This is a genomic window from Candidatus Palauibacter polyketidifaciens, from assembly GCF_947581785.1.
In the GTDB taxonomy this organism is placed as follows: domain Bacteria; phylum Gemmatimonadota; class Gemmatimonadetes; order Palauibacterales; family Palauibacteraceae; genus Palauibacter; species Palauibacter polyketidifaciens.
Genome location: NZ_CANPVO010000015.1, coordinates 135,882 through 156,653, shown reverse-complemented (window position 1 = coordinate 156,653; position 20,772 = coordinate 135,882). Strand labels below are relative to the sequence as shown.

Sequence of the window (20,772 nt, the reverse complement as noted above, 5' to 3'; positions counted from 1 at the left end):
GGGCGCCGGAGCCCGGCCCCTGGGTCGAGGCGGACGGATACCGGTGGCGGGAGCTGAAGCCACGCGGCTCCGGAGGCTTCCGTCCGCTCGACGCGTCGCGTCGCGGCGTGACCTTCCTCTATGACGTCGAGGAGGAGGCGCGCCTCGACAACCGCGTGCTCGCCGAGGGGCAGGGCGTGGCAATCGGGGATGTGGACGGCGATGGTCTGGCCGACGTCTTCTTCGCCGGCTACGGGGGCGCGAGCGCCCTCTACCGCAACCTCGGCGGTTGGCGCTTCGAGGAGATCACGCCCCCCTCCCTCGCGCTCGAGGGCGTGCTCGCGCGGGGGGCGGCGCTCGTCGACCTGGACGGAGATGATGACCTCGATCTCGTGATCACGGTCCACGGGGGCCGGAACCGGATCTTCCTCGGCGACGGCGCGGGCGGCTTCCCGGAACTCGAGGATGCGGGTCTCGCCGGAGCGTGGGGGAGCACGACCCCTGCGCTGGCCGACACCGACGGAGATGGGGATCTCGACCTCTACATCGCGAACTACAAGACGCGGCAGGTGGACGACCTCCATCCGCCCGATGTGCTGGACATCAATCACATCCGGCGGGGCGAGGACGGTGGGCCCTTCATCCCGCCCGAACTCCGGGACCTGTACGCGGAGCACTACCGCGTGGAGTTGCTCGATGGCCGCTTCGTGCGCCGCTTTGAACTCGGAGAGCCGGACGAGTACTACACGGGATTCGGGGACGGACGATTCGCGCCCGCACCCCCCGGGGCCCCTCTCACGCGTTCCCGCGGGAACGTCACGGTGCCTGCGCGGGACTGGGGACTCGCGGCCCGTTTCAGCGACTGGGACGAGGACGGCGACCCGGACCTCTACGTTGCGAACGACTTCAACAGCGAGGACGGGATCTGGCTCAACGAGGGCGACGGGACCTTCTCGCCCGTCTCGAACGAGGCCGTCCGCGCGACGAGCCTCTCCTCGATGGCCGTCGACGTCGGAGATCTCGACCGCGACGGAGACCTCGATCTCCTCACCACCGACATGCTCGCCCGGGGCGCGGCGGAGCGCCTCACCCAGACGCCGAGCTATGAGGCCGCCCCGGAGCCGCCCGGGGTGACGGATACGCGGGTGCAGCTGAACCGGAACGCGGTGCAGCTGAACCGCGGCGACGGGACCTTCGCCGAGGCGGCGTGGGAACTTGGGCTCGCCGCGTCCGACTGGACGTGGGGCGCGCTCATCATGGACGCGGATCTCGACGGCTGGAACGACATCCTGGTCACGACGGGCCACGCGTGGGATCAGCTCGACGGCGATGCGAACGCCCGGATCGCGGCGATCCCCGGGCTGCCCGCCGACCAGGCGCTGCGGATGTTCCCGGCGCTCCCGCAGCCGAACGTCGCCTTCCGCGGCGGGCCGGGCGGCTTCACCGACGTGAGCGACAGCTGGCGCTGGGGACGGGAGCCGGACATCTCGCACGGCCTCGCCCCGGGCGATCTCGACAATGACGGGGACCTCGATGTCGTCGTGACCCGCCTGGGGGCGCCCCCGCTCCTGTACCGAAACGACGCCGCGGCCCCCCGCATCCTCGTCCGCCTCAGGAGTCCGGGCCCGAACACGCGCGGGATCGGCGCCCGGATCCGCCTCGAGAGCCCCACCGCGCCCGGTGCCGCCGAGGCGCCGGCCCCCCAGCTGCGCGAGATCACGGCGGGAGGCGCCTATCTGTCATCGCCCGAACCCGCCGCCAGCCTTGCCGCGCCTGCCGGCGGAGCGATGACGCTCGTCGTCGAATGGCCGGACGGCCGCCGCACGCGGCTGGAGGGGATTGTTGCGAACCGGGAGTACGTCATCGACGACGCCACCGCCGAGGCGGTCGGTCCCGGCTCGGCGCCCGCCCGCGACGCCGCGGCGACCCGCCCGGCGGGCGCCGCCCATTTCGTCGACGTTTCGGACGGACTCGGGCACCGGCACGTCGAATCGCCCTTCAACGACCGGCTCCGGCAGCCGCTCCTGCCCCATTCCCTCGATCGCCTCGGCCCGGGCGTGTCGTGGATCGACGTGGACGACGACGGCGACGCGGATCTCGTCGTCGGGAGCGGCCGGGGGGGCAGCCCGGTCGTGATGCGGAACGAGGGCGACGGTTTCGCCGCCCCGCGCGCCCTCGTGCCCGCGCTGGCGTGGGACGCGACCGCCGTGCTGCCGCATCGCGCGGCCGACGGTCGCGTCGCGCTGCTCATCGGCACGAGCGCGTACGAGGCGGGCACGCCCGCGGAGGCCGCGGCCGTTCCCGCGGTCATCGCGGCCCCGCTCGGCGCGTCCGCGCCGGCGCCCCCGCTCATCGAAGCTCCCGGCGTCCCGCCCGGGCAGCTCCCCGCCGCGACCGGCCCGCTTGCCCAGGCCGACATCGACGGCGACGGCGACCTCGACCTCTTCGTGGGCGGCCGCGTCGCCCCCGGTGCCTATCCCGCCGCGGTCGACTCCCGCCTGCTGATCCACGACGGCGACGTCCTGCGCGTCGATGCGGAGCGCTCCCGCCCCTTCGCGCGCGTCGGGCTCGTCTCCGCCGCCCTCTTCACGGATTACGATCTCGACGGCGACCCCGACCTCGCGCTCGCCCTGGATTGGGGCAGCGTCCGCCTCTTCCGCAACGACCAGGGCCGTTTCACCGATGTGAGCGACGCGCTCGGGCTCACGCGCCTCAGGGGGCGCTGGAACGGCCTCGCCGCCGCGGACTTCGATGAGGACGGCCGGCCCGACCTCGTCGCGACAGGCTGGGGCGCGAACCTCGACGTCCCGCCCGCTTACTCACTCATCTACGGCGACATGAATCGGGACGGCATCGTCGATCTCGTTGAGGCCCGCCTGGAATCCGGCGTGTGGCGCCCTCTCCGGGGCAGGGACGCGCTCGCCGTCCCGGGCGGACTCTCCACGCTCCTGCGCGTGACGTACGAGCGATTCGCGAACACGCCCCTGACCGACCTTATCGGCGGCCTGGACCCCGAGCGCCGGCTCGACGCGAACGAAATGCGCCACACCGTGTGGCTCAATCGCTCCTCCGGCTTCGAGAGCGCCCCTCTACCCGCCGCGGCCCAGCGCGCCCCCGCCTTCGGCGTCGCCGCCGCCGACCTCGACGGGGATGGCCACGAAGATCTCGTCCTCGCGCAGAACTTCTACGCCGGCCGGCCGGGGGCGCCGCGCCACGCCGCGGGGCGCGGGCTCTGGCTGAGAGGGGACGGCGAGGGGGGCTTCGAGCCCGTGCGAGGCTCCCGCTCCGGGATCGCCGTCTACGGGGACACCCGGGCCGTCGCGCTCGCGGACCACGATCGCGATGGGCGCGTCGACCTGGCCTTCGGCGTGAACGGCGGCGAGACCCGGCTCTACCGCAACGTCGGTGCGATGCCCGGTCTCAGGGTCACGCTCGAGGGCCCGCCCGCGAACCCGCGGGCCGTCGGCGCCCGCCTCCGGCTCGAATACACGGACGGAACGCTCGGTCCGGCACGGGAGGTTCGGTCGGGGGAGGGTTACCTCGCCCGCCATGAAACGACTCAGACGCTCGGCGTGGCCGGCGCGACGGGTGCGTCACGCGCCCCCTCCGCGCTGCGTGTCGTGTGGCCGGGCGGCGAGGAGACATCGGTCCCGATCGCGCCGGGGACGCTCGAAGTGCGCGTCCCGTCCCCCGGCGGCTGGCGCTAGCGGTAGCGGTAGCCGAAGCCGATCGTGATGCCGATGTCGTTCTGAAGCTTCGACGCGTCCGTCGCGGCGGAGATGTAGTAGGACGCCATGTCCCGAAGTTCGCCCCGGAACCAGAGCGATGACATGAGCTGTACCCGGACCCCGATTGCGGCCGTCGCCATCGGATCCGTCGCGCTGAGCTTCGGCACTTCGGCGCCGTAGAACTTCAACTGCCGGAGCCCTCCGCCCATCGTGAAATAGGGTTCGAGCGCCCCCGCCGAGCCTGACGGCCGCAGTCGGAACGTCAGGTTCACCGTGCCCGCCAGGTACTCCGTTTCGCCGAGCGTTCCGAGTCCCCGCCCGGGTCCGCCGCCGACGCCTTCGAGCGTCGCCGGGGAATAGAGCCCCATGACGCCGATCCCGACCGCGCTTGACGCCCAATAGGTCACTTCGCCCCCCATCATCACGTCCGGCGGCATCACGATGCCGTACGCGCCGGTATTGTCCGTGAGGTTGTTGAGGGGCTGGATGACGCCGGCGAGCCCGAACACTTCCGGACCGGTATCGTCGCCGGCGGGTGCCGCGGGGGTCATCTGGGCCGTCAGGCTCGACGCTCCGAGAGAGAGCCCGCAGAGAAAGAGAGAGAAATGTGGAAGAACGCCGGACGGGCGTCTCATTTGGTCCTCACGATCGTGATTAGCGGTTCCGCGGTCTCACCCGCCGGAGTTCCTCCCGCCGTTTCCAGCGACAGCGAGAGACCCGGCGCACCGGGAGCCGAGGCGAGTGAGAAGTACTGTACGCTCGACGGCCCTACGTCGAGGCTCAGTACCCGGGTTTCAAACCCCAGCGGCTGGGTCCGGAGCGCGATGGCGGTCGGAAGACCCGATCGGGTGTCCGTATCCTGATTCAGGGATTGGAACACATCCGCGGCGTCCCACGTTGCCGCATCGAGCTGCGGCCCCGCCTCCGGCGCTTCGAGGTTCTCCTCCGGGGGATCCTCCGTCCCCCCGTCCAGCGGCCCCGCGCCCAGCGCCAGCGCGACCGACACGTCCGCCAGAATGTTCGCCCACTCCCTTCCCGTGACCCGCTCCAGGTTCGCGATCCCCCGTCCGTAGTTCTGTCCGCCCCCGACCACGGACCGGAAGAAGGCCCGTTCATCCCCCCCCGCCTGGTCCGCGAGCCGTCGCAGGAGGAACCAGCCAAAGCCCCGCATCTGCAACCCGCCGACGCCGTCCAGGTCGTCCGTCGACACGGTGGGAGCGCCGGGGAGTCCGAGCATGTACAGGCCGAGGTTGCGGAAGTTGCGCAGCATGTAGGCATTGAAGGTGTCGAGTTCCTCGGGCGTCTCGGATACGCGCTCGAAGGTGAGGCGGTCGCCCACCGGGAGCCCGAGGGCGGCGAGCCCCGCCACTTCCTCGGCCAGGCTCGAGAGCGCCTCGTCCAGCCAGATCTCCTCGACCGCCCCGAAACCCGCCGAAGAGGTGGGCACCCGGCGCCCGGCGCTGACGATATGCTGGATTTCATGCGCCGCGAGGGCGGGCGTCTCGCGCAGCACGTCCTCCGCCGAGATCGCGCGGCCGAGCGTCGCATCGGGGTCCGCGCTCACGCTGTAGACGATCTCCGCCTCGTTGCTCGCCGGGCAGATTCCCCCGTCCGGGTCCGACAACTCGCCGTCGCCCCGTCCCGAAGCGGCAAGATCCTGGGGGAGGGAAAACCCGCCGACGCCCGCCTCGCCGTCGCCGAGCCGGTTCACGGCGGGCGTGAACAGGATGACGACGCGCCCGTTCCGGTCGATGTCCTCGGGCGGACCGAAATAGGAGGTCACCGTCGGAAGAACCGTCCCGTCCAGCTCCCGGGCGAGCGCGAGCCACTCTTCCTCGGTCGGACCTCCGGCGGGCGCGGCGAGATCCTCCACGAGGACCACCCCGTCGCCCACGGCCCGCACGGTACCCCGCACCGTGCTCGCCGGGTCGACGCAGGTCGCCGCCATCTCCGGTCCGACGGAGAAGAAGTACTCGACCGTGTCTCCCGGTACCGGCGCGGAAACCGCCGTCGATCCATCGGGTCGAAGGGGTGAGATCCGGGCCTGAACAAGGCGTGCAAGCGTGCGGGCGCGAATCCCGATGTCCCTGCTCGTGCCGGCGAGCGCAGCTTCCGCGATCCGGGGGTCGACCGTCCCCCGGTCCACCGCCGTCGCCGGGCCATCCCCGGACATGTCGGCAGGCGTCCGCACCGTGATCCGCAGCGGGAGTCCGCTCGAGGCGTTACGCCCCGTATTGCCGATGACGATTCGATACTCGGGTGTCTCCGGCTCGATGTCTTCCGGCGCTCCGGGTTCTCCCGCCTCGCCCGCTTCCATGGGCGCTCCGGGTGCGAACTGGACGCATTCGACCTCGACCGCCCCGCGCAGCGTGAGCGATTCGCCGACCTCGAGATCTACGCGCAGGTTCGCCGGTTCGATCGGCAGCAGAAGACCGTTGCTCGCGTCGGAACCCACGAGCACCCGCACGCCGACCTCGCGCTCGGGCAGGCACGTGCGGGCGAAGGCGGGCACTTCAACGGTGAGTTCCGTCTCCGTGGCACTCACCACCGTCGCCGCCGTGCCTTCGATCCGGACCTGGTTGTCGTCCGGAACCGGGCGGAAGCCGCTGCCGTAGAGAAGCGCCCGCGTACCGGCAGCGAGTCTTCCGCTCCCGATCGAGTCGAGTTGTACGGCCCCGCCCGGCGAGGCGAGAGCCGTGGCCGAGAAGGAGAGCGTGTCCGAGTACACGCCGCCCATGGCGAAGACGCGGATCCGGTAGTCGCCCGGTCGCGAGCCCAGCGTGAAGACGGCGCCGCCCCGTCCGTCCGCATCCGTCATCACGACGTCGTGCGTGAGGGTGCCCCCGCGTTCCGGCGATTCCCCCGGCGCGGGCGGTTCCGCCACGGCTACCGTGTCCCCCGCCTCCAGCAGTTCCGGCGCTTCCTCCCCTGCCGCCACATCCAGGACCTCTTCCGGCGGGGTCCAGTCGAAGCCGAGCCGGACGCCGCCGGCCGGAGCGCCGCTTGTCGTCTCCGCGCGGATGGAGAACGGGAGCGACAGCTGGCTTCCCGCCTCCGCCTGCTGGCCGTCTCCCTCCACGATGCTGAGGAGGACCGTGTCCGCGGCCTCCGCGAGGACGAGGAAGCGGAGGGCAGGGACGTTCGCGGCGCTCGGGATGTCCGCCTGGATCTCCGCCTCGCCCGGCGTCGGCCCGGCGCGGTAGACCGACTCCGCGACGCCGTCCCGCCCCGCGACGGCGACGCCCGGCGAAAGCTCCCCTTCGCCCCGCACGATGACGAACCGGACCGGCGCCCCTTCGACCGCGTTCCCGAGCGCATCCTCGACCCGGACCGCGATCGGGGGGTCCGTGGCCTCGCCCGTCACGATCGTGTCCACGGCGGAAGAGACGGGGATCAGGGCCGTCGGCGGTGAGCCGACCTCCGTGCTCCCCCCGTCCCCGCACCCGATCGCGAGCACGCCCGCGAGCACCCCCGCGAGTACGGTCAGCGCGCCGCGCCTCACCGCGGCTCCACCTTCCAGAAGGCGATGCCGCCCGCCTGCTTGCCCACGTCCACGCTGGCCGCCCGGACCCCGTCGCGGAGGTCGATCACGTCCACCGTTCCCGGCTCGCCGCCCACGCCCTCCACGCTCACGAAGGCGTACCGCGAATCCGGAGAGATCGCGATCCCGTGCGGCAGCGTCCGCGTGTTCGGGATCCGGGCCACCTCCGTCCCGCTGGCGAGATCCCAGACCCCGGTTGCCTGTCCGCTCTTGTACGTCACGACGAGGATGGAGCCGTCCGGGGAAACATCGAGATTGTACGGACCCTCGCCCGTCTCGAATCTTCGCGTCACCCGCCACGACTGTACGTCGATCTCCAGCACCTCCGCGTTCCGGTTGCAGGCGACGTACACATGGCGTCCGTCCACGGCCGGGTGCGCCCATGTCGGGCTGCAGCCGGGCGCCCCCACGGGCCGCGTCGGAAGCCAGTCGTACGGCCAGGCCTGCTCCTCGCCCGGGGAGAGGATGAAGCGCTGCGTGACCTCGAGCCGGTGCGCGTCGACCTCCACGAGCAACTCATCCATCATGCACACGGAGTAGTGCCGCGCCCCATCCGCCGTGAGCCGCGAGCCGTGCGGCATTGTGCAGGTCGGAATCTGCGCGACCTCGATCATCGCGCCGACGTCGACGACGGACACCGAACTCGGCTCGTGTTCGCCGTGCAGGTTGAAGTTCGCCGCGAAGAGCAGGCCCGCCGGCGTCACTTGCATGGTGGCGGGGAAGAGCCCCAGTTCGGCGCTCCCGAGCGGACGGTTCGTCTCCGTGGAATAGGCGACGACCGAGCCGAAGGGATTCCCGTGGGCGAGCGTCACGTACCACCGTTCCCCGCCCGGATCGACCGCGAGGCCGTGCGGCCCGTCGATTTCCGTCGGGAAGCGTCCCACGAAGACGGAATCCAGCACCGACGCACCGGTGCCATCGAACCGGACGAGATCGACGCGATCCTCCGATTCCGCCGCCACGTAGACGTAATAGGACGACAGGCCGTCGGGGCTGTTTTCCTGGGAGGCCTCGGCGGGAACCGCCGCGACCGTCGTTCCCAGCGCCCACCAAGCCATCGCCAAGCGGGGTGTTGTAGACTCGGATAGCATACGATTTACGCGCGTTCGCGACTCCTTCTCCGGGACGACTCCAGGCCCGGCAACCGCCTCTGCCGGACACTTCCCCTCCTACCCTTAGAGTAGACAATTCCTCAAGGGGTTGCCAATCGCGTTAGGTTGTCCGCGGCGGAGGGAGAAGAGGTCGCGGACGGGTGCGCGCACGCCGTTCGAGGAAAGTCCGGGCTCCGCAGGGCACGGCGCCGGGTAACACCCGGGCGTCGCAAGGCGACGGAAAGTGCCACAGAGAGCAGACCGCCGATGGCGGCTTCGGCCGCACAGGCAAGGGTGAAAGGGTGGGGTAAGGGCCCACCGCGTTTCCTGGAGACAGGGACGGCACGGCAAACCCCGCCGGGAGCAAGGCCAAGCAGGAACGAGCGGCGGCCCGTCGCGTTCGAGTTCCGGGTAGGCCGCACGAGGCCTCGGGAAACCGCAGGTCCCAGATAGATGACCTCGCCGCGGGCCTGGCCCGCCGGTGACAGAACCCGGCTTATCTCCCTCCGCCTCTCCTCATGCCGCCGCGCCGGGAGCGGCACGGAGAAACGCGCCGGCACCGGCACAGAGCAGCACCCAGAACAGCACGGAAAGGGAAGGGCCCTTGGCTCCAGCGTCTTCCGCCGCGATGAGGTTCGAGATCCGCGAGCACGTGCTCGACAACGGGCTGAGGGTCGTCCTGCAGCCCGATGCGTCCGCTCCCCTCGTCGCCGTTCACGTCATGTACCACGTGGGATCGAAGAACGAGCGCGCCGGCCGGACCGGCTTCGCGCACCTCTTCGAGCATCTCCTCTTCCAGGGGTCCGAGCACGTGCCGCGCGAGCACCACTTCAAACTCATCCAGGACGCGGGCGGCACGCTCAACGGGACGACGTGGTTCGACCGCACGAACTACTTCGAGACGCTGCCCGCGAACGAACTGGATCTCGGCCTGTGGCTGGAGTCCGACCGCATGGGGTTCTTCAAGCCCGGGATCACGCAGGAGAAGCTCGACAACCAGCGCGAGGTGGTGAAGAACGAGCGGCGGCAGTCGTACGAGAACCGCCCCTACGGTCTCGCGTTCGAGACCCTGCTCGCGTGCGCCTACGACGAGGGACACCCCTACCGCCATCCGACGATCGGCTACATGCCCGACATCGACGCGGCGCGGCTCGAGGACGTGCACCAGTTCTTCGATCTCCATTACGGTCCGAACAACGCGACCCTCGTGCTCGTCGGCGACTTCGATCCGGCTGCGGCGCTGGCGCGGGTCGAGGCCTGGTTCGGGGAGATTCCCGCGCGACCCGTGGCGGCGCGCCCGGACGTGCCCGTGCCCGCGCGCGGCGGCGAGCGGCGCGCCCTCCTTCGCGACCGCGTTCAGATGCCCCGCGTGTACCTCATGTATCATTCGCCGCGCTACGCGGACCCCGATTTCGAGGACGTCGTCATCCTCAACTACCTGCTCGCCGATGGGAACAGTTCCCGGCTGGAGAAGACGCTCGTGTACGAGAAGCGGATGGCGGCGGACGTCACCTCCTTCACCTGGCCGACCGAGAGCGCCGGGATGTGCTTCGTCGTCGCGACCGCCCGCCCCGGCGTCGCCGCCGCCGACCTCGAGACCGAGCTGAGGGACGTTCTCGATGACCTGCTCCGCGACGGCGTGGAGGAGGAAGAGCTGGAGGGGGCGCGCAACCGGGCGCGCCGCGGGCTCCTGAACGGGCGCGCGGGCTTCGGCGACCGCGCGGACGCGATCGCGCACGCCGCCGTGTTGCGGGGCGACGCGGGCTACGTGAACGATGCCTTTGCGCGCTACGGATCCGTCGCGCGCGCGGACGTGAACCGCGCGGCCGGCACCGTGCTCGACCCGCGCGGCCTCACGGTCCTCCACGTCGTTCCCGAAGAGGAGACGGACGCAACGGACACGACGGAGGGGACGCCGTGACGAAGCCCCGGATCGCGACCCCCGATCGCGCCGTGCGCCCGGCGCCGGCCGCCCCGCGCCCGCTCGCGCTCCCGCGCTTCGAGCGACACACGCTCGGCAACGGCCTCCGGGTCGAGTACGCGGAACGACGCGGTTTGCCCGAAGTGTCGCTCCACCTCGTCCTCGAATGCGGCGCGGGCGCCGAACCGCCGCGACTCGGCGGTCTCGGCGAGCTGACCGCCCGGCTCCTCACCGCCGGCACTCCCGGGCGAGACGCCATCGAGATGGCACGCTGGCTCGACCGCCTCGGCGTCGGCTATCGCGCAACGGTGGGCTACGGCGTCGGGGCCGTCTCCATGCACTTCCTGTCGGACTTGTTCGAGGAGGCGCTCGAGTTCCTCGCCGCGACCATCCTCGATTCCGAGTTCCCCGAGCACGAAGTCGAACGCATCCGCGGCGAGCGCATCGACGAAATCGAACGCCAGGCGGACGACCCGGCGACCGTCGCGGGTCTCGCCACGATCGCCGAACTCTACGGCGACGGACTGTACGGCCGGCCCGTCGGGGGCACCGGAGCCACCGTGTCCGGTATCGGCCCGGAAGCGGTGCGGGATTTCCACGCCGCGCGCTACCGCCCCGGCGGCGCTCTCCTCATCGCGTGCGGAGACCTCGACCGCGAGCGCCTCATCGCCGCGGCGGAGGCGCGTTTCGGCGTCTGGAGCGGCGAGACCGCCCCGGTCCCGCCCCCGGAAACGCCGGAGCCGCGGGCGAGCGACCTCGTCCTCATCGACCGGCCCGGCAGCGCCCAGAGCGAGATCCGCGTCGCGACGGTGGGGGTGCCCTACAACACAGGGGATCATCACGCGATCATCGTAGCCAACGCGATCCTCGGCGGCCTCTTCAACTCACGGATCAACCTCAATCTGCGGGAGGACAAAGGGTGGACCTACGGCGCGAGATCGAGTTTCCGGTTCCGCCGGGGCGCGGGACCCTTCGTCGCGCGCACGGCCGTCGAATCCGCCCGGACCGGCCCCGCGTTCGAGGAGATCCTGCGCGAGATCGAGACCATGCGCGCGGCACCCGTCACCGATGGCGAAATGAAGCTGGCCCGCAACGCCCTCACGCTCTCCCTCCCGCTCCAGTTCGAGACCGCCGTGCAGATCTGCGGAAAGGTGAGCCGCCAGCGCGTATTCGGCCTTCCCGACGACTATTGGGAGACGTACCGCTCCCGCATCGAGGCCGTGACGCCGGACGAGGTGCAGGAGGTCTGCCGCACGTACCTCGACCCCGGCCGCCTCACGCTCCTCGCCGTGGGCGACGCGGCGACGGCCGAGCCCACGCTGGACGGCCTCGGGCCCGTGGATGTGCGGCCCGCCTCGTGACCGCGCCGTGACCGAAGACGCGCGCGAAAATGCCGGCGAAGGCGCCGGGCGGGGCGGCTCCACGGGCCGCGTGGACGGAGAGCGCGTCTACTCCGGCCGCAGGATCCATGTCGATGTGGATCGCGTGCGGTTCCCGGACGGATCCATCGGCCGGCTCGAACTGATCCGCCACCCCGGCGCCGCCGCCGTCGTCGCGCTGGACCTGCCCGGCCCTCCCGGCGGAGCCGCCGGTGCGCCGCCTCGCGAACCCATCGTCACCCTGGTGCGTCAATACAGGTACGCCGCCGGCGGGTTCATCTGGGAGGTGCCGGCCGGAAACCTGGAACCCGGCGAGCCTCCCGAGGCGTGCGCCCTCCGGGAACTGGAAGAGGAGGCGGGGCTGCGTGCCGGACGTCTGGAGCCGCTCGCCTCCGTGCGCACGACGCCGGGTTTCACCGACGAGGTCATTCACCTCTTCGCGGCGTGGGACCTCGACGCGGTGGAGACGCGTCACGAGGCGAGCGAGTTCATGGATGTGCATCGGCTGCCCCTGCGACGTACCATCGAGATGATCGATGCGGGAGAGATCAGCGACGGCAAGACGATCTGCGCGCTGACCCTCGCGGCGCGCTGGGTTGCCTGCCGGATGGATCGAATCGGCGGCGCCGGGGTTTAACGCGTCGAATCGCCTGCAACGGGAGCCCTGCAAAGGGAGCGGCATGGACACGAAGCCGAACCTCGAAGTCACAAGCCGATACGCGACGCCCGAAAAGATGGAACCGCTCGGGCGCGGCGAGTTGAAGCGCCTCGAGGACGCGGAGCTCGTCACGCATTATTTGGGCGGGCAGCGCTTCGCGTTCAACGAGATCGCCGAGCGCTATCAGGATCGCCTGCTGAATTTCATTTACCGCACCATCGGAGACCGGGATCGTGCCGAGGATCTCGTGCAGGAGACCTTCGTGCGCGTCTACCGGCACCTCCACCGATTCGATCCCGCGCGGAAGTTCTCGACCTGGATCTATACGATCGCCAGCAACCTGGCGAAGAACGAATTGCGGAACCGGGCTCGCAACCCGCTGGTGCTCTTCCATTCGCTCCGGAAGAGTTGGGAAGCCGACCATCGGCCGCTCGAATTCGAGGATACGGCCTACCGGCCCGACGATCTGTTCCGCAAGCGGCGCGTCCGCGAGCAGGTCGAGGCCGCGGTGGCGGAACTTCCCGAGCATCACCGTGTCGTATTCGTGCTGCGTGAACTGGAAGGGAAGAGCTACGAGGAGATTTCGGAGATCACGGGAGTGACGCTGGGCACCGTCAAGTCGCGCCTGAACCGGGCGCGGAACCGGTTCGCCTGCATCATCGCCCCGATGCTCGATTGAACCCGGCGCCCGGCCCGCCGAAAGGAACCCTGGTACGCAGTTCAGAGTAGAATGAGCCCGAATGGACGTTTTTCGTGATGGTGCAATGATGGTTTGCGAAGAGATGGCCTGCAAAGAATTTATCGAGCGGTACACCGAATACGTCGACGGTGCGCTTGCCCCTGACGAGCGCCGTCGGTTCGACGCGCATCTTGTGGGATGCAAGTCGTGTCGACGCTATCAGCGAGTCCTGACTCGCGGGCTCGCAGCGTGGCGAGCCCTCCCGCGCGTCTCCACCTCTCCGGATTTCCTGCCCCGCCTGCAGCACCGCCTCTACCACGTCGATGAGTCTTCAAAGCGGTCCTGGCGGAGCCAGTTCGGCCGAGCCGCGGCCATCGCCGTGGCGTCGGCGGGACTCTTTACGCTGGGCGTGTCGAACGGAAGCCAACCGCTGCTCGTCGAAGTGCAGCTTCCGCCGGTGATGGCGGACGTGCCCGCGGAGACGGTGGCGGAGAGCCGGGGGAACCGGTTCGCCGACGACCCCTCCGTACCCGACTGGTTCCTCGTCCCGTTCGCTCCCGCGCTCGATGACGGAGGCGGACTGTTCGGTTCGACGTACGCCGTACCGATCGCGACGAGCGACTCCATTCCCCTGCCGGTCGAGCGACGCTCCGGCCAACTCGACGAGTCTCGCTGACCCACCACCGCGGCCCGCGGCACGGGTCTCTCCCGGCGCCGTGAGCGCGCCCCTCGACCCGCGGCTCTCGCGAGCCCTGGGCCGGAGTCCCCCGACCGGCGCGTGGTTCCTGCACGGAGACGCGATCCGCCTGCGGGACGAAGCCGCGCAGCAGCTCGTCGAGGCCGCCGTCGACCCCGCCACGCGCGACTTCAACTACGACCAGTTCCACGCCGAGGACGTGACGGACGAGCAGCTCGCCGCCACCCTGGCCATGCCCCCAATGATGGCGGAACGCCGCGTCGTCTTCGTGCGGGATGTCGAGCGGCTGGGGACGAAGGCCCGCGCGGTCCTGAAGAAAGCCGCGGCGGCGGCGCCCCCCGACCTCGCCCTCATCGTCACGGCGCGCATCCCCAAGGGGTCGCGCGCGGCCTTCTACCGCGACCTCGGGAAGCTCTGCCGCACGCTGGAGTGGAAGACGCCGCGGGCGGCGGAGATCCCCGGATGGATTCACGACCGGGCGCGGAGCCGCTGGAAGCTCGACCTCTCCCCGGCGTCGGCCCAGTGGATCGCGGGAGCCGTCGGGTCGGACCTGTCGACGCTGGACGCCGAGCTCGAAAAGCTCGCTTCGCTTCCCGCCGACCGCCGGACCGACGCGGACATCCGGGCGATCGTTCCGCGGACGCATCGGATCGATCGCTGGAGCTGGCTCGATCTCGTGGCTTCGCGCGACTACGCGCGCGCCTTGCGCGAGTTGGAAAACGTGCTCACTTCGGAACGGGGGGTTGGGCTGGTCGCCGGACTTGTGGAACAGCACCTTCTGCTTGGTCTGGCCCTCGAAGCGGGACCCGCCGGCTTGCGCGCCGCACTGTCGGAAACCGGGCGCGGCTATCTCTCCTGGAAGGCGAACGCATACGCGAAGCAGGCGAGGGCATGGACCGTACACGAACTCGATCATGCGTTGAGGGCGCTCCACCGCGCCGACCGTCACCTCAAATCGGGGCGGGGAGACCAGGCGGCGCTCGCCGAGATGCTCCTGGCGCTGGGGCAGGTGAAGAACGCCGGGAGATGACCTCGAGCCGCCGGAGCCGCGGAGGACGCCCCCCGCGTCTCGGAAGGGGCCGCGCGTGGGCGCTGGCGCTTCTCGCCGGCGCGCCGTCATGGGGACTTTCGGCCCCCTCCGCCGCGCAGGCCGCGCAAGCCGCCACTCCCGTGGATCTCGACCATCTCGAAGCACGGATCGAGGCCGGGAGATTCGAAGGCGCTGCCGAGGCGGTCGACCGCTGGCTCGCCACGGAGGCGCGGAACGCGGCGCGCGGCGACGTGCTGCGGGCGCGGTACCTCCGGGCGCGCCTCCTCGCCGACCCGGACTCCGCGCGCGCGGAACTCCTCGCCGTCGCCATGAACGGCGGCGCGCGCCATGGATCCCGGGCATGGTTGCGACTCGCGCAACTGGATCTGGCGCTAGACGAACCCGCCCGCGCGGCGGCCGATCTCGAGCGTCTGCGGGCGGACCACGCGCGGCGCGCCGAGGCGGTCGAATCCTGGTACTGGACGGCGCGGACCTTCGAGGACCGGGGCCTCCTCGATCGGGCGTGCGAGGCGTGGCAACGGGGGGCCGCGGAGGCTCGGCGCGTCGGCGCCGAGGAGATCGCGCTTCTTGCGGAGACCTCGGCGCTCGGCTGCGCGCCGGGCACCCCGCGCTTCGCGATACAGGTCGCAGCCTTCTCGCGCCGGGATCCGGCGGAGGAGATGCGCGGACAACTGGAAGCCGCCGGCTTCTTCTCCCGCGTCGTCGAGTACGACGGACTCCACCGCGTCCGACTGGGCCGCTTCGCCCGCCGGGAAGCGGCGGAGAGCCTCACGCGCCGACTCCGGGACGCGGGCTTCGAGCCCGCCGTCATCCCCATCGTCTCGTGAGGCGCTGATGGCTGCGGCGACCACGGGCTCGGAGGCGTACCCGCCGCTCATCCGTCAGTATCTCGACATCAAGTCGCGCCACCCCGATTCGCTCCTCTTCTTCCGGGTCGGCGACTTCTACGAGATGTTCTTCGAGGACGCGGAGGAGGGGAGCGGCCTGCTGGGGCTCACCCTCACCGCCCGGAACAACGGCGGAAAGCGGGACATCCCCCTCGCGGGCGTCCCCGTGAAGGCCGTGGACGAGTACGTCGCCCGCCTGCTCGAAATGGGCCGCCGAGTGGCGATCTGCGAGCAGCTCGAGGATCCGGCGGAGGCCCGGGGGATCGTGCGGCGGGACGTCGTCGAGATCATCACTCCGGGCACGGTCCTCGAGGACAAGCTTCTCGCGGCGCGCCGCAACAACTACGTCGTCGCGATCGCCGGAGACGCCCCGTTCGGGCTCGCCACCGTCGACCTCTCGACCGGCGAGTTCGAGCTTCGCGAGGTCGCCGCCGCGGATCTCAGCGACGAACTCGGGCGGATCGAGCCCGCCGAGATCGTGATCCCCGAGGAGACGGAGGCGCCGGCCGGACCCTGGCACGTGACCGCGCGCCCCGCCTGGCGCTTCGACGCTTCGCTCGGGGACGAGCGGCTCCGGGAACGGTTCGGGGTCGCCTCCTCCACCGGCTTCGGCCTCGACTCCGCGGGCGACCCGCTTCTCCTCGCGGCGAGCGGCGCCCTCCTCGGCTACCTGGACGAGGTGCGGCCGACCGGCCTCGATCACCTGCGGCCGCCGCGCGTGGACCGGGCCGGACGCGTGATGTACCTCGACGAGATGACCCGGCGGAACCTCGAACTCGTGGAACCGCTGCGCCCCGGCGAGGGCGCGTCGCTTCTCGCCCTCGTCGACCGCACGCGGACGCCGATGGGGGCGCGCCTGCTGCGCCGGCGCCTGCTGCGACCGCTCGTCGTCCCCGCCGAGATCGCGGCCCGCCTCGACGCCGTGCAGGAACTCGTCGAGCGGGCGGAGGAGCGGGAGCGCATCCGAAGCGCGCTCCGCCCGATCCGCGACCTGGAGCGGCTCGCCGCCCGCGTCTCCGCCGGTCGCGCGGCGCCCCGCGAACTCCTCGGTCTCGGCCTCTCGCTCGGCGCGCTGCCGGGGCTGGCGGCCGCCCTCGAGCCGCTGGAGGCCGGCCGTCTCGCCGAGCTTCGTTCCGGCTTCGATCCGCTCCCGGACGTGGCGGCCCGCATCGACGAAGCCATCGACCCCGAGGCCCCCCACGCCCTCAAGTACGGGGGTGTGATCCGAAGCGGCTTCTCCGCCGACCTCGACGAGCTGCGCGGCACGCGCGGAAGCGCCGTCGACTTCATCGCCGGCATGCAGGTGAGGGAGCGCGAGCGCACCGGCATCGACACGCTGAAGATCGGGTTCAACAAGGTGTTCGGGTACTATCTCGAGGTCACGCGCGCGAAGCTCGACCGCGTGCCGGAGGAGTGGACCCGCCGGCAGACGCTCACCAACGCCGAGCGCTACCTCACGCCGGAACTCAAGGAATGGGAAGCGAAGGTCCTCGGCGCCGATGATGAGATCGCGAAGCTCGAGGCGCGGCTCTTCCACTCGGTGCGGGATGCCGTCGCGGCCGAGGTGGGGCGGATCCAGGCGGCCGCCGCCCACGTCGCCGAGATCGACTTCCTCGTCTGCCTCGGCGAGGTCGCGGCCGCCGAGGACTACGTGCGCCCGCGGCTCAGCGACGACATCGTCTTCGACATCGAAGAGGGCCGGCACCCCGTCGTCGAGACCGCGGTCGCAAGGGACACCTTCATCCCGAACGACATGCGGCTGGACGACGAACACCGGACCCTGATCGTCACCGGCCCGAACATGGCGGGGAAGTCCACCGTGCTGCGCCAGGCGGGGCTCATCGCGCTCATGGCGCACATCGGTTCCTTCGTCCCGGCTCGCCGGGCCCGCATCGGGGTATGCGATCGCGTGTTCACGCGCGTGGGCGCCAGCGACAACCTCGCGGCGGGGCAGAGCACCTTCATGGTGGAGATGACGGAAACGGCGACCATCCTGCACGGCGCCACCGAGCGCTCGCTCGTCCTCCTCGACGAGATCGGGCGGGGCACGTCGACGTACGACGGTCTCTCGATCGCGTGGGCGGTGACGGAGCGACTGCACGAACTCGGGGCGCGCACGGTGTTCGCCACCCATTACCACGAACTCGTCGGCCTCGCGGAGTCGCTGCCGCGCGCGGCCGCCTTCAACGTCGCCGTGCGGGAGACCGGCCGGGACATCGTCTTCCTCTACCGGCTGCAGCCGGGGGGCTCGGATCGTTCCTACGGCGTGCACGTCGCCCGGCTCGCCGGGCTGCCCCCCGATGTCGTGGGGCGCGCTGCCCGCATCCTGCACGTGCTCGAGAGCGGGCCGTGGGGCGCCGGCGGCCGCGGAGCCGCGCTCGCCGAAGCGGGGATGGGGCAACTCTCCCTCTTCGAAGCTGCCGCCCCCGGTCCGAAGGACGGCCCCGTGCCGTCCGCGCCCGACAGCGCCGAGAGCGCGGACCTCGCCGCCGCGCGCGAGGTGCTCGAGAAGCTGGCCGGGATCGACCTCGATGGGATGACGCCCCTCGAAGCGCTGAACACGCTCGCCGAATGGAAGGCGTACGGCGATGCATGACCGGCTCTTGCCGCGGGCCGCAGGGTCCGGCGTTTTTGCGGCGCTCGCCGCCCTCGCCGGCGCCGGGTCCACCGGGTGCGCGGACGAGCCCGGCTCCGAGGTCGGCGCGCTGCGCGTCGACCAGCTCCGCGAGGGCGGCCTCGTGTGGCCCGTCCTCGAGTCCCCGCCGTCTCCCGCGTTCCCCTATCCGGCACAGGCCCTGGAGGAGGGGGCGGGCGGAGAGATCCTCCTCCGCATTCGAATCTCCGCTGTCGGACGCGTCGATTCCGTCGCGGTCGTGACCTCGTCGGGACATGCCGTCCTCGACTCGGCCGCGGTGGAGGGCGCCCGCCTCCTGCGGTACCGGCCGGCGCGGCACGGCGGCGTCCCCACCGCCATCTGGGCGCAACTCCCCGTCAGCTACCCGGTGCCGTCCGGTGGCTGACCCCCGCGTGCGCGTCGGCGTCCTCTTCGGCGGCGAGTCCCCGGAGCACGAGGTGTCGCTCCGCTCGGCGAAGAACGTCATCGAGGCGATCGACCGCGAGCGCTACGACATCGTGCTCATCGGCATCGACCGGCGCGGCCGCTGGCATCTCGCCGACGAATCGCGCTTCCTGCGGCACGCCTCGGACCCGCGGCGCATCCGCCTCCCCCACGCGCCGGTCCGGCTCGCCCTGACCCCCGGCCGCCGCCCGCGGATCGTCCCCGTCGTCCCACACGGTCACGAGGACCCCGGCGAACCCGACGGTTCCGGCGAGGGGCGCCCGGAGCCGGCCGAGCTGCCGGAACTCGACGTCATCTTTCCCGTCCTCCACGGTCCTTTCGGCGAGGACGGCACCGTCCAGGGGCTCCTGCGACTCGCGCACCTCCCCTTCGTCGGGCCCGGGATCCTCGGCTCGGCCGTCTGCATGGACAAGGACGTGGCCAAGCGGCTGCTGCGTGACGCGGGTATCCCCGTCGCGCCCTTCATCACGGTGCTCTCCCGTGCCGAAGCCCCCTCCTGGGACGAGACCGTGGCCGCGCTCGACGCCCCGATCTTCGTCAAGCCGGCGAACATGGGGTCATCCGTCGGCGTGTCGAAGGCCGAAACGGACGCGGACTACCGGCGGGCGCTCGACGAGGCCTTTTCCTTTGACACCAAGGTGCTCCTCGAACGGACGATCCGGGGCCGCGAGATCGAGATCTCCGTCCTCGGGAACGAGACGCCCGAAGCCTCGGTTCCCGGGGAGATCGTCCCCACGCACGCGTTCTACTCCTACGAAGCCAAGTACCTGGATCACGACGGCGCGGACCTTCTCATTCCGGCGGATCTCGATGCCGAGACCACGGCGCGGGCCCGCGAGATCGCCGTCCGCGCCTTCCGGGCGCTGTGCTGCGAGGGGATGGCGCGGGTCGACCTCTTCCTCGCGACGGAGCCTTGCGGCCCCCTCCCGTCCGGTTCACTGGTGATAAACGAGATCAACACACTCCCGGGCTTCACGCGGATCAGCATGTACCCCAAGCTCTGGGATGCGAGCGGCGTGTCCTACCCGGAACTCATCGACCGCCTCATCCGGCTCGCGATCGAACGCGCGGAGCGTGACGAACGGCTCGCCTCGGCGATCGACCTCCAGGACGGCGGCGGGGCGGACGGCGGGGGGGCGAACCAGAGCGAGGCAGGTTCGGGATGATGAGACAGCCCGCGTTCCGGGGCGGTGGCGGCCGCTTCGGTGGCGGCCGCTCGGGCGGCGTCCGCTTCGGCCACGGCTTTCCGATGAGTCGCTGGGTCCTGCGGCTCATGATCGCGAACTTCGCGATCTTCCTCCTCATGGCGGTGCGGATCGTGCCCGCCGGGGCGATCGAATGGCTCGGCTTCGCGGTGCCCCTCTTCCTCACGCGCCCGTGGACCGCCGTCACCTACATGTTCGTGCACGGCGGCTTCATGCACCTGTTCATGAACATGCTCGCCCTCTTCTTCTTCGGCCCGCCGCTCGAACAGAAGTGGGGCAGCCGTTTCTTCCTCCGTTTCTACCTCGTGACCGGGCTCGGCGGGGCCGCGTTCTCCGTGCTCCTCTACTCGCTTACGGGGCCGACGATCATGGTGGGCGCCTCCGGGGCGATCTTCGGCCTCCTCGTCGCCTTCGCCCTCAACTGGCCGGACGCGAAGATCTACCTCTACTTCGTCTTTCCCGTGCCGGCGAAGTGGTTCGTCGCCGGGCTCGGCGCCCTCACCCTCCTCTCCACCGTACAGGGGTCGGCGGACGGCGTGGCGCACTGGGCCCACCTCGGCGGACTCGTGACCGGGTTCGTCTATCTCCGTTACGGAGAACGCATCGGCCGCTTCGCGCAGAGGGCCCTCTACAAGGAGCGGCCGGCGCCCACCCGGCGGCCGGCGCCCACCCGGCGGCCGCCGCCCCCGCCCGGCCGCCGCCGCCGGGTGGACGGGGATTCCCTCGACGAAGTGGACCGGATCCTCGACAAGATCCGCGCGGACGGCATGGACTCCCTCTCGGCGCGCGAGCGCGCCTTCCTCGACGAAGTGAGTCGGCAGTACCAGCAGACCAACGGGACGGAGAAGAAGACCCGCACCCACTAGCCGGCCCGCAC

15 protein-coding genes and 1 other RNA gene are annotated in these 20,772 nt (G+C 71.0%); 13 read left to right on the top strand and 3 right to left on the bottom strand.

Going from position 1 to position 20,772, the window contains the following annotated elements; genetic code table 11:
- Positions 1 to 107: 107 nt before the first annotated feature.
- Complete coding sequence (locus tag RN729_RS04260; protein ID WP_310782438.1) at positions 108 to 3,686, top strand: FG-GAP-like repeat-containing protein; 3,579 nt, start codon at positions 108 to 110, stop codon at positions 3,684 to 3,686.
- Here the strand turns inward: RN729_RS04260 and RN729_RS04255 are convergent.
- From RN729_RS04255 to RN729_RS04245, 3 genes are read right to left on the bottom strand one after another with little or no spacing between them, the layout of a single operon-like run.
- Complete coding sequence (locus RN729_RS04255) at positions 3,683 to 4,342, bottom strand: hypothetical protein (protein ID WP_310782437.1); 660 nt, start codon at positions 4,340 to 4,342, stop codon at positions 3,683 to 3,685. The two genes, RN729_RS04260 and RN729_RS04255, sit on opposite strands and share 4 nt — an antisense overlap.
- The gene (locus tag RN729_RS04250; protein WP_310782436.1) at positions 4,339 to 7,209 is read right to left on the bottom strand and encodes an IPT/TIG domain-containing protein; all 2,871 of its coding nucleotides are present in this window, start codon (positions 7,207 to 7,209) and stop codon (positions 4,339 to 4,341) included. The genes RN729_RS04255 and RN729_RS04250 overlap by 4 nt, the downstream gene beginning before the upstream one ends.
- Complete coding sequence (locus RN729_RS04245) at positions 7,206 to 8,312, bottom strand: YncE family protein (RefSeq protein ID WP_310782435.1); 1,107 nt, start codon at positions 8,310 to 8,312, stop codon at positions 7,206 to 7,208. Before RN729_RS04245 ends, RN729_RS04250 begins: the two co-directional genes overlap by 4 nt.
- 162 nt (positions 8,313 to 8,474) lie before the next feature.
- Between RN729_RS04245 and rnpB the strand changes: the two genes are divergently transcribed.
- The 12 genes from rnpB to RN729_RS04185 all read left to right on the top strand — a co-directional run bounded on the left by rnpB (position 8,475) and on the right by RN729_RS04185 (position 20,761).
- An RNA gene (rnpB, locus tag RN729_RS04240) (RNase P RNA component class A) lies at positions 8,475 to 8,853 on the top strand.
- A 90-nt stretch (positions 8,854 to 8,943) separates the two neighbouring features.
- Positions 8,944 to 10,260 carry a pitrilysin family protein gene (locus RN729_RS04235; protein ID WP_310782434.1) on the top strand — a complete coding sequence of 439 codons (1,317 nt, stop codon included), beginning with the start codon at positions 8,944 to 8,946 and terminating at the stop codon, positions 10,258 to 10,260.
- The gene (locus RN729_RS04230; RefSeq protein ID WP_310782433.1) at positions 10,257 to 11,621 is read left to right on the top strand and encodes a pitrilysin family protein; all 1,365 of its coding nucleotides are present in this window, start codon (positions 10,257 to 10,259) and stop codon (positions 11,619 to 11,621) included. Before RN729_RS04235 ends, RN729_RS04230 begins: the two co-directional genes overlap by 4 nt.
- Positions 11,622 to 11,628: 7 nt before the next feature.
- Positions 11,629 to 12,276, top strand: coding sequence for an NUDIX hydrolase (locus tag RN729_RS04225; RefSeq protein WP_310782432.1), 648 nt, complete (start codon positions 11,629 to 11,631; stop codon positions 12,274 to 12,276).
- A 43-nt stretch (positions 12,277 to 12,319) separates the two neighbouring features.
- Positions 12,320 to 12,976, top strand: coding sequence for a sigma-70 family RNA polymerase sigma factor (locus tag RN729_RS04220; protein ID WP_310782431.1), 657 nt, complete (start codon positions 12,320 to 12,322; stop codon positions 12,974 to 12,976).
- 103 nt (positions 12,977 to 13,079) lie between these two features.
- Positions 13,080 to 13,652 carry a zf-HC2 domain-containing protein gene (locus tag RN729_RS04215; protein WP_310782430.1) on the top strand — a complete coding sequence of 191 codons (573 nt, stop codon included), beginning with the start codon at positions 13,080 to 13,082 and terminating at the stop codon, positions 13,650 to 13,652.
- A gap of 40 nt (positions 13,653 to 13,692) precedes the next feature.
- Positions 13,693 to 14,703, top strand: coding sequence for a DNA polymerase III subunit delta (gene holA, locus RN729_RS04210; protein WP_310782429.1), 1,011 nt, complete (start codon positions 13,693 to 13,695; stop codon positions 14,701 to 14,703).
- Complete coding sequence (locus tag RN729_RS04205) at positions 14,700 to 15,551, top strand: SPOR domain-containing protein (RefSeq protein WP_310782428.1); 852 nt, start codon at positions 14,700 to 14,702, stop codon at positions 15,549 to 15,551. The genes holA and RN729_RS04205 overlap by 4 nt, the downstream gene beginning before the upstream one ends.
- Positions 15,552 to 15,558: 7 nt before the next feature.
- Positions 15,559 to 18,207, top strand: coding sequence for a DNA mismatch repair protein MutS (gene mutS / locus RN729_RS04200; RefSeq protein WP_310782427.1), 2,649 nt, complete (start codon positions 15,559 to 15,561; stop codon positions 18,205 to 18,207).
- A complete protein-coding gene (locus RN729_RS04195; RefSeq protein WP_310782426.1) occupies positions 18,200 to 18,631 on the top strand; it encodes an energy transducer TonB in 432 nt (143 codons plus the stop codon). Before mutS ends, RN729_RS04195 begins: the two co-directional genes overlap by 8 nt.
- Positions 18,624 to 19,856 (top strand): D-alanine--D-alanine ligase, encoded by a 1,233-nt coding sequence (gene ddlA / locus RN729_RS04190; RefSeq protein WP_310782425.1) that lies wholly within the window; start codon positions 18,624 to 18,626, stop codon positions 19,854 to 19,856. Before RN729_RS04195 ends, ddlA begins: the two co-directional genes overlap by 8 nt.
- On the top strand, positions 19,853 to 20,761 hold the full coding sequence (locus tag RN729_RS04185; RefSeq protein ID WP_310782424.1) for a rhomboid family intramembrane serine protease: 909 nt from the start codon (positions 19,853 to 19,855) through the stop codon (positions 20,759 to 20,761). Before ddlA ends, RN729_RS04185 begins: the two co-directional genes overlap by 4 nt.
- Positions 20,762 to 20,772 lie beyond the last annotated feature (11 nt).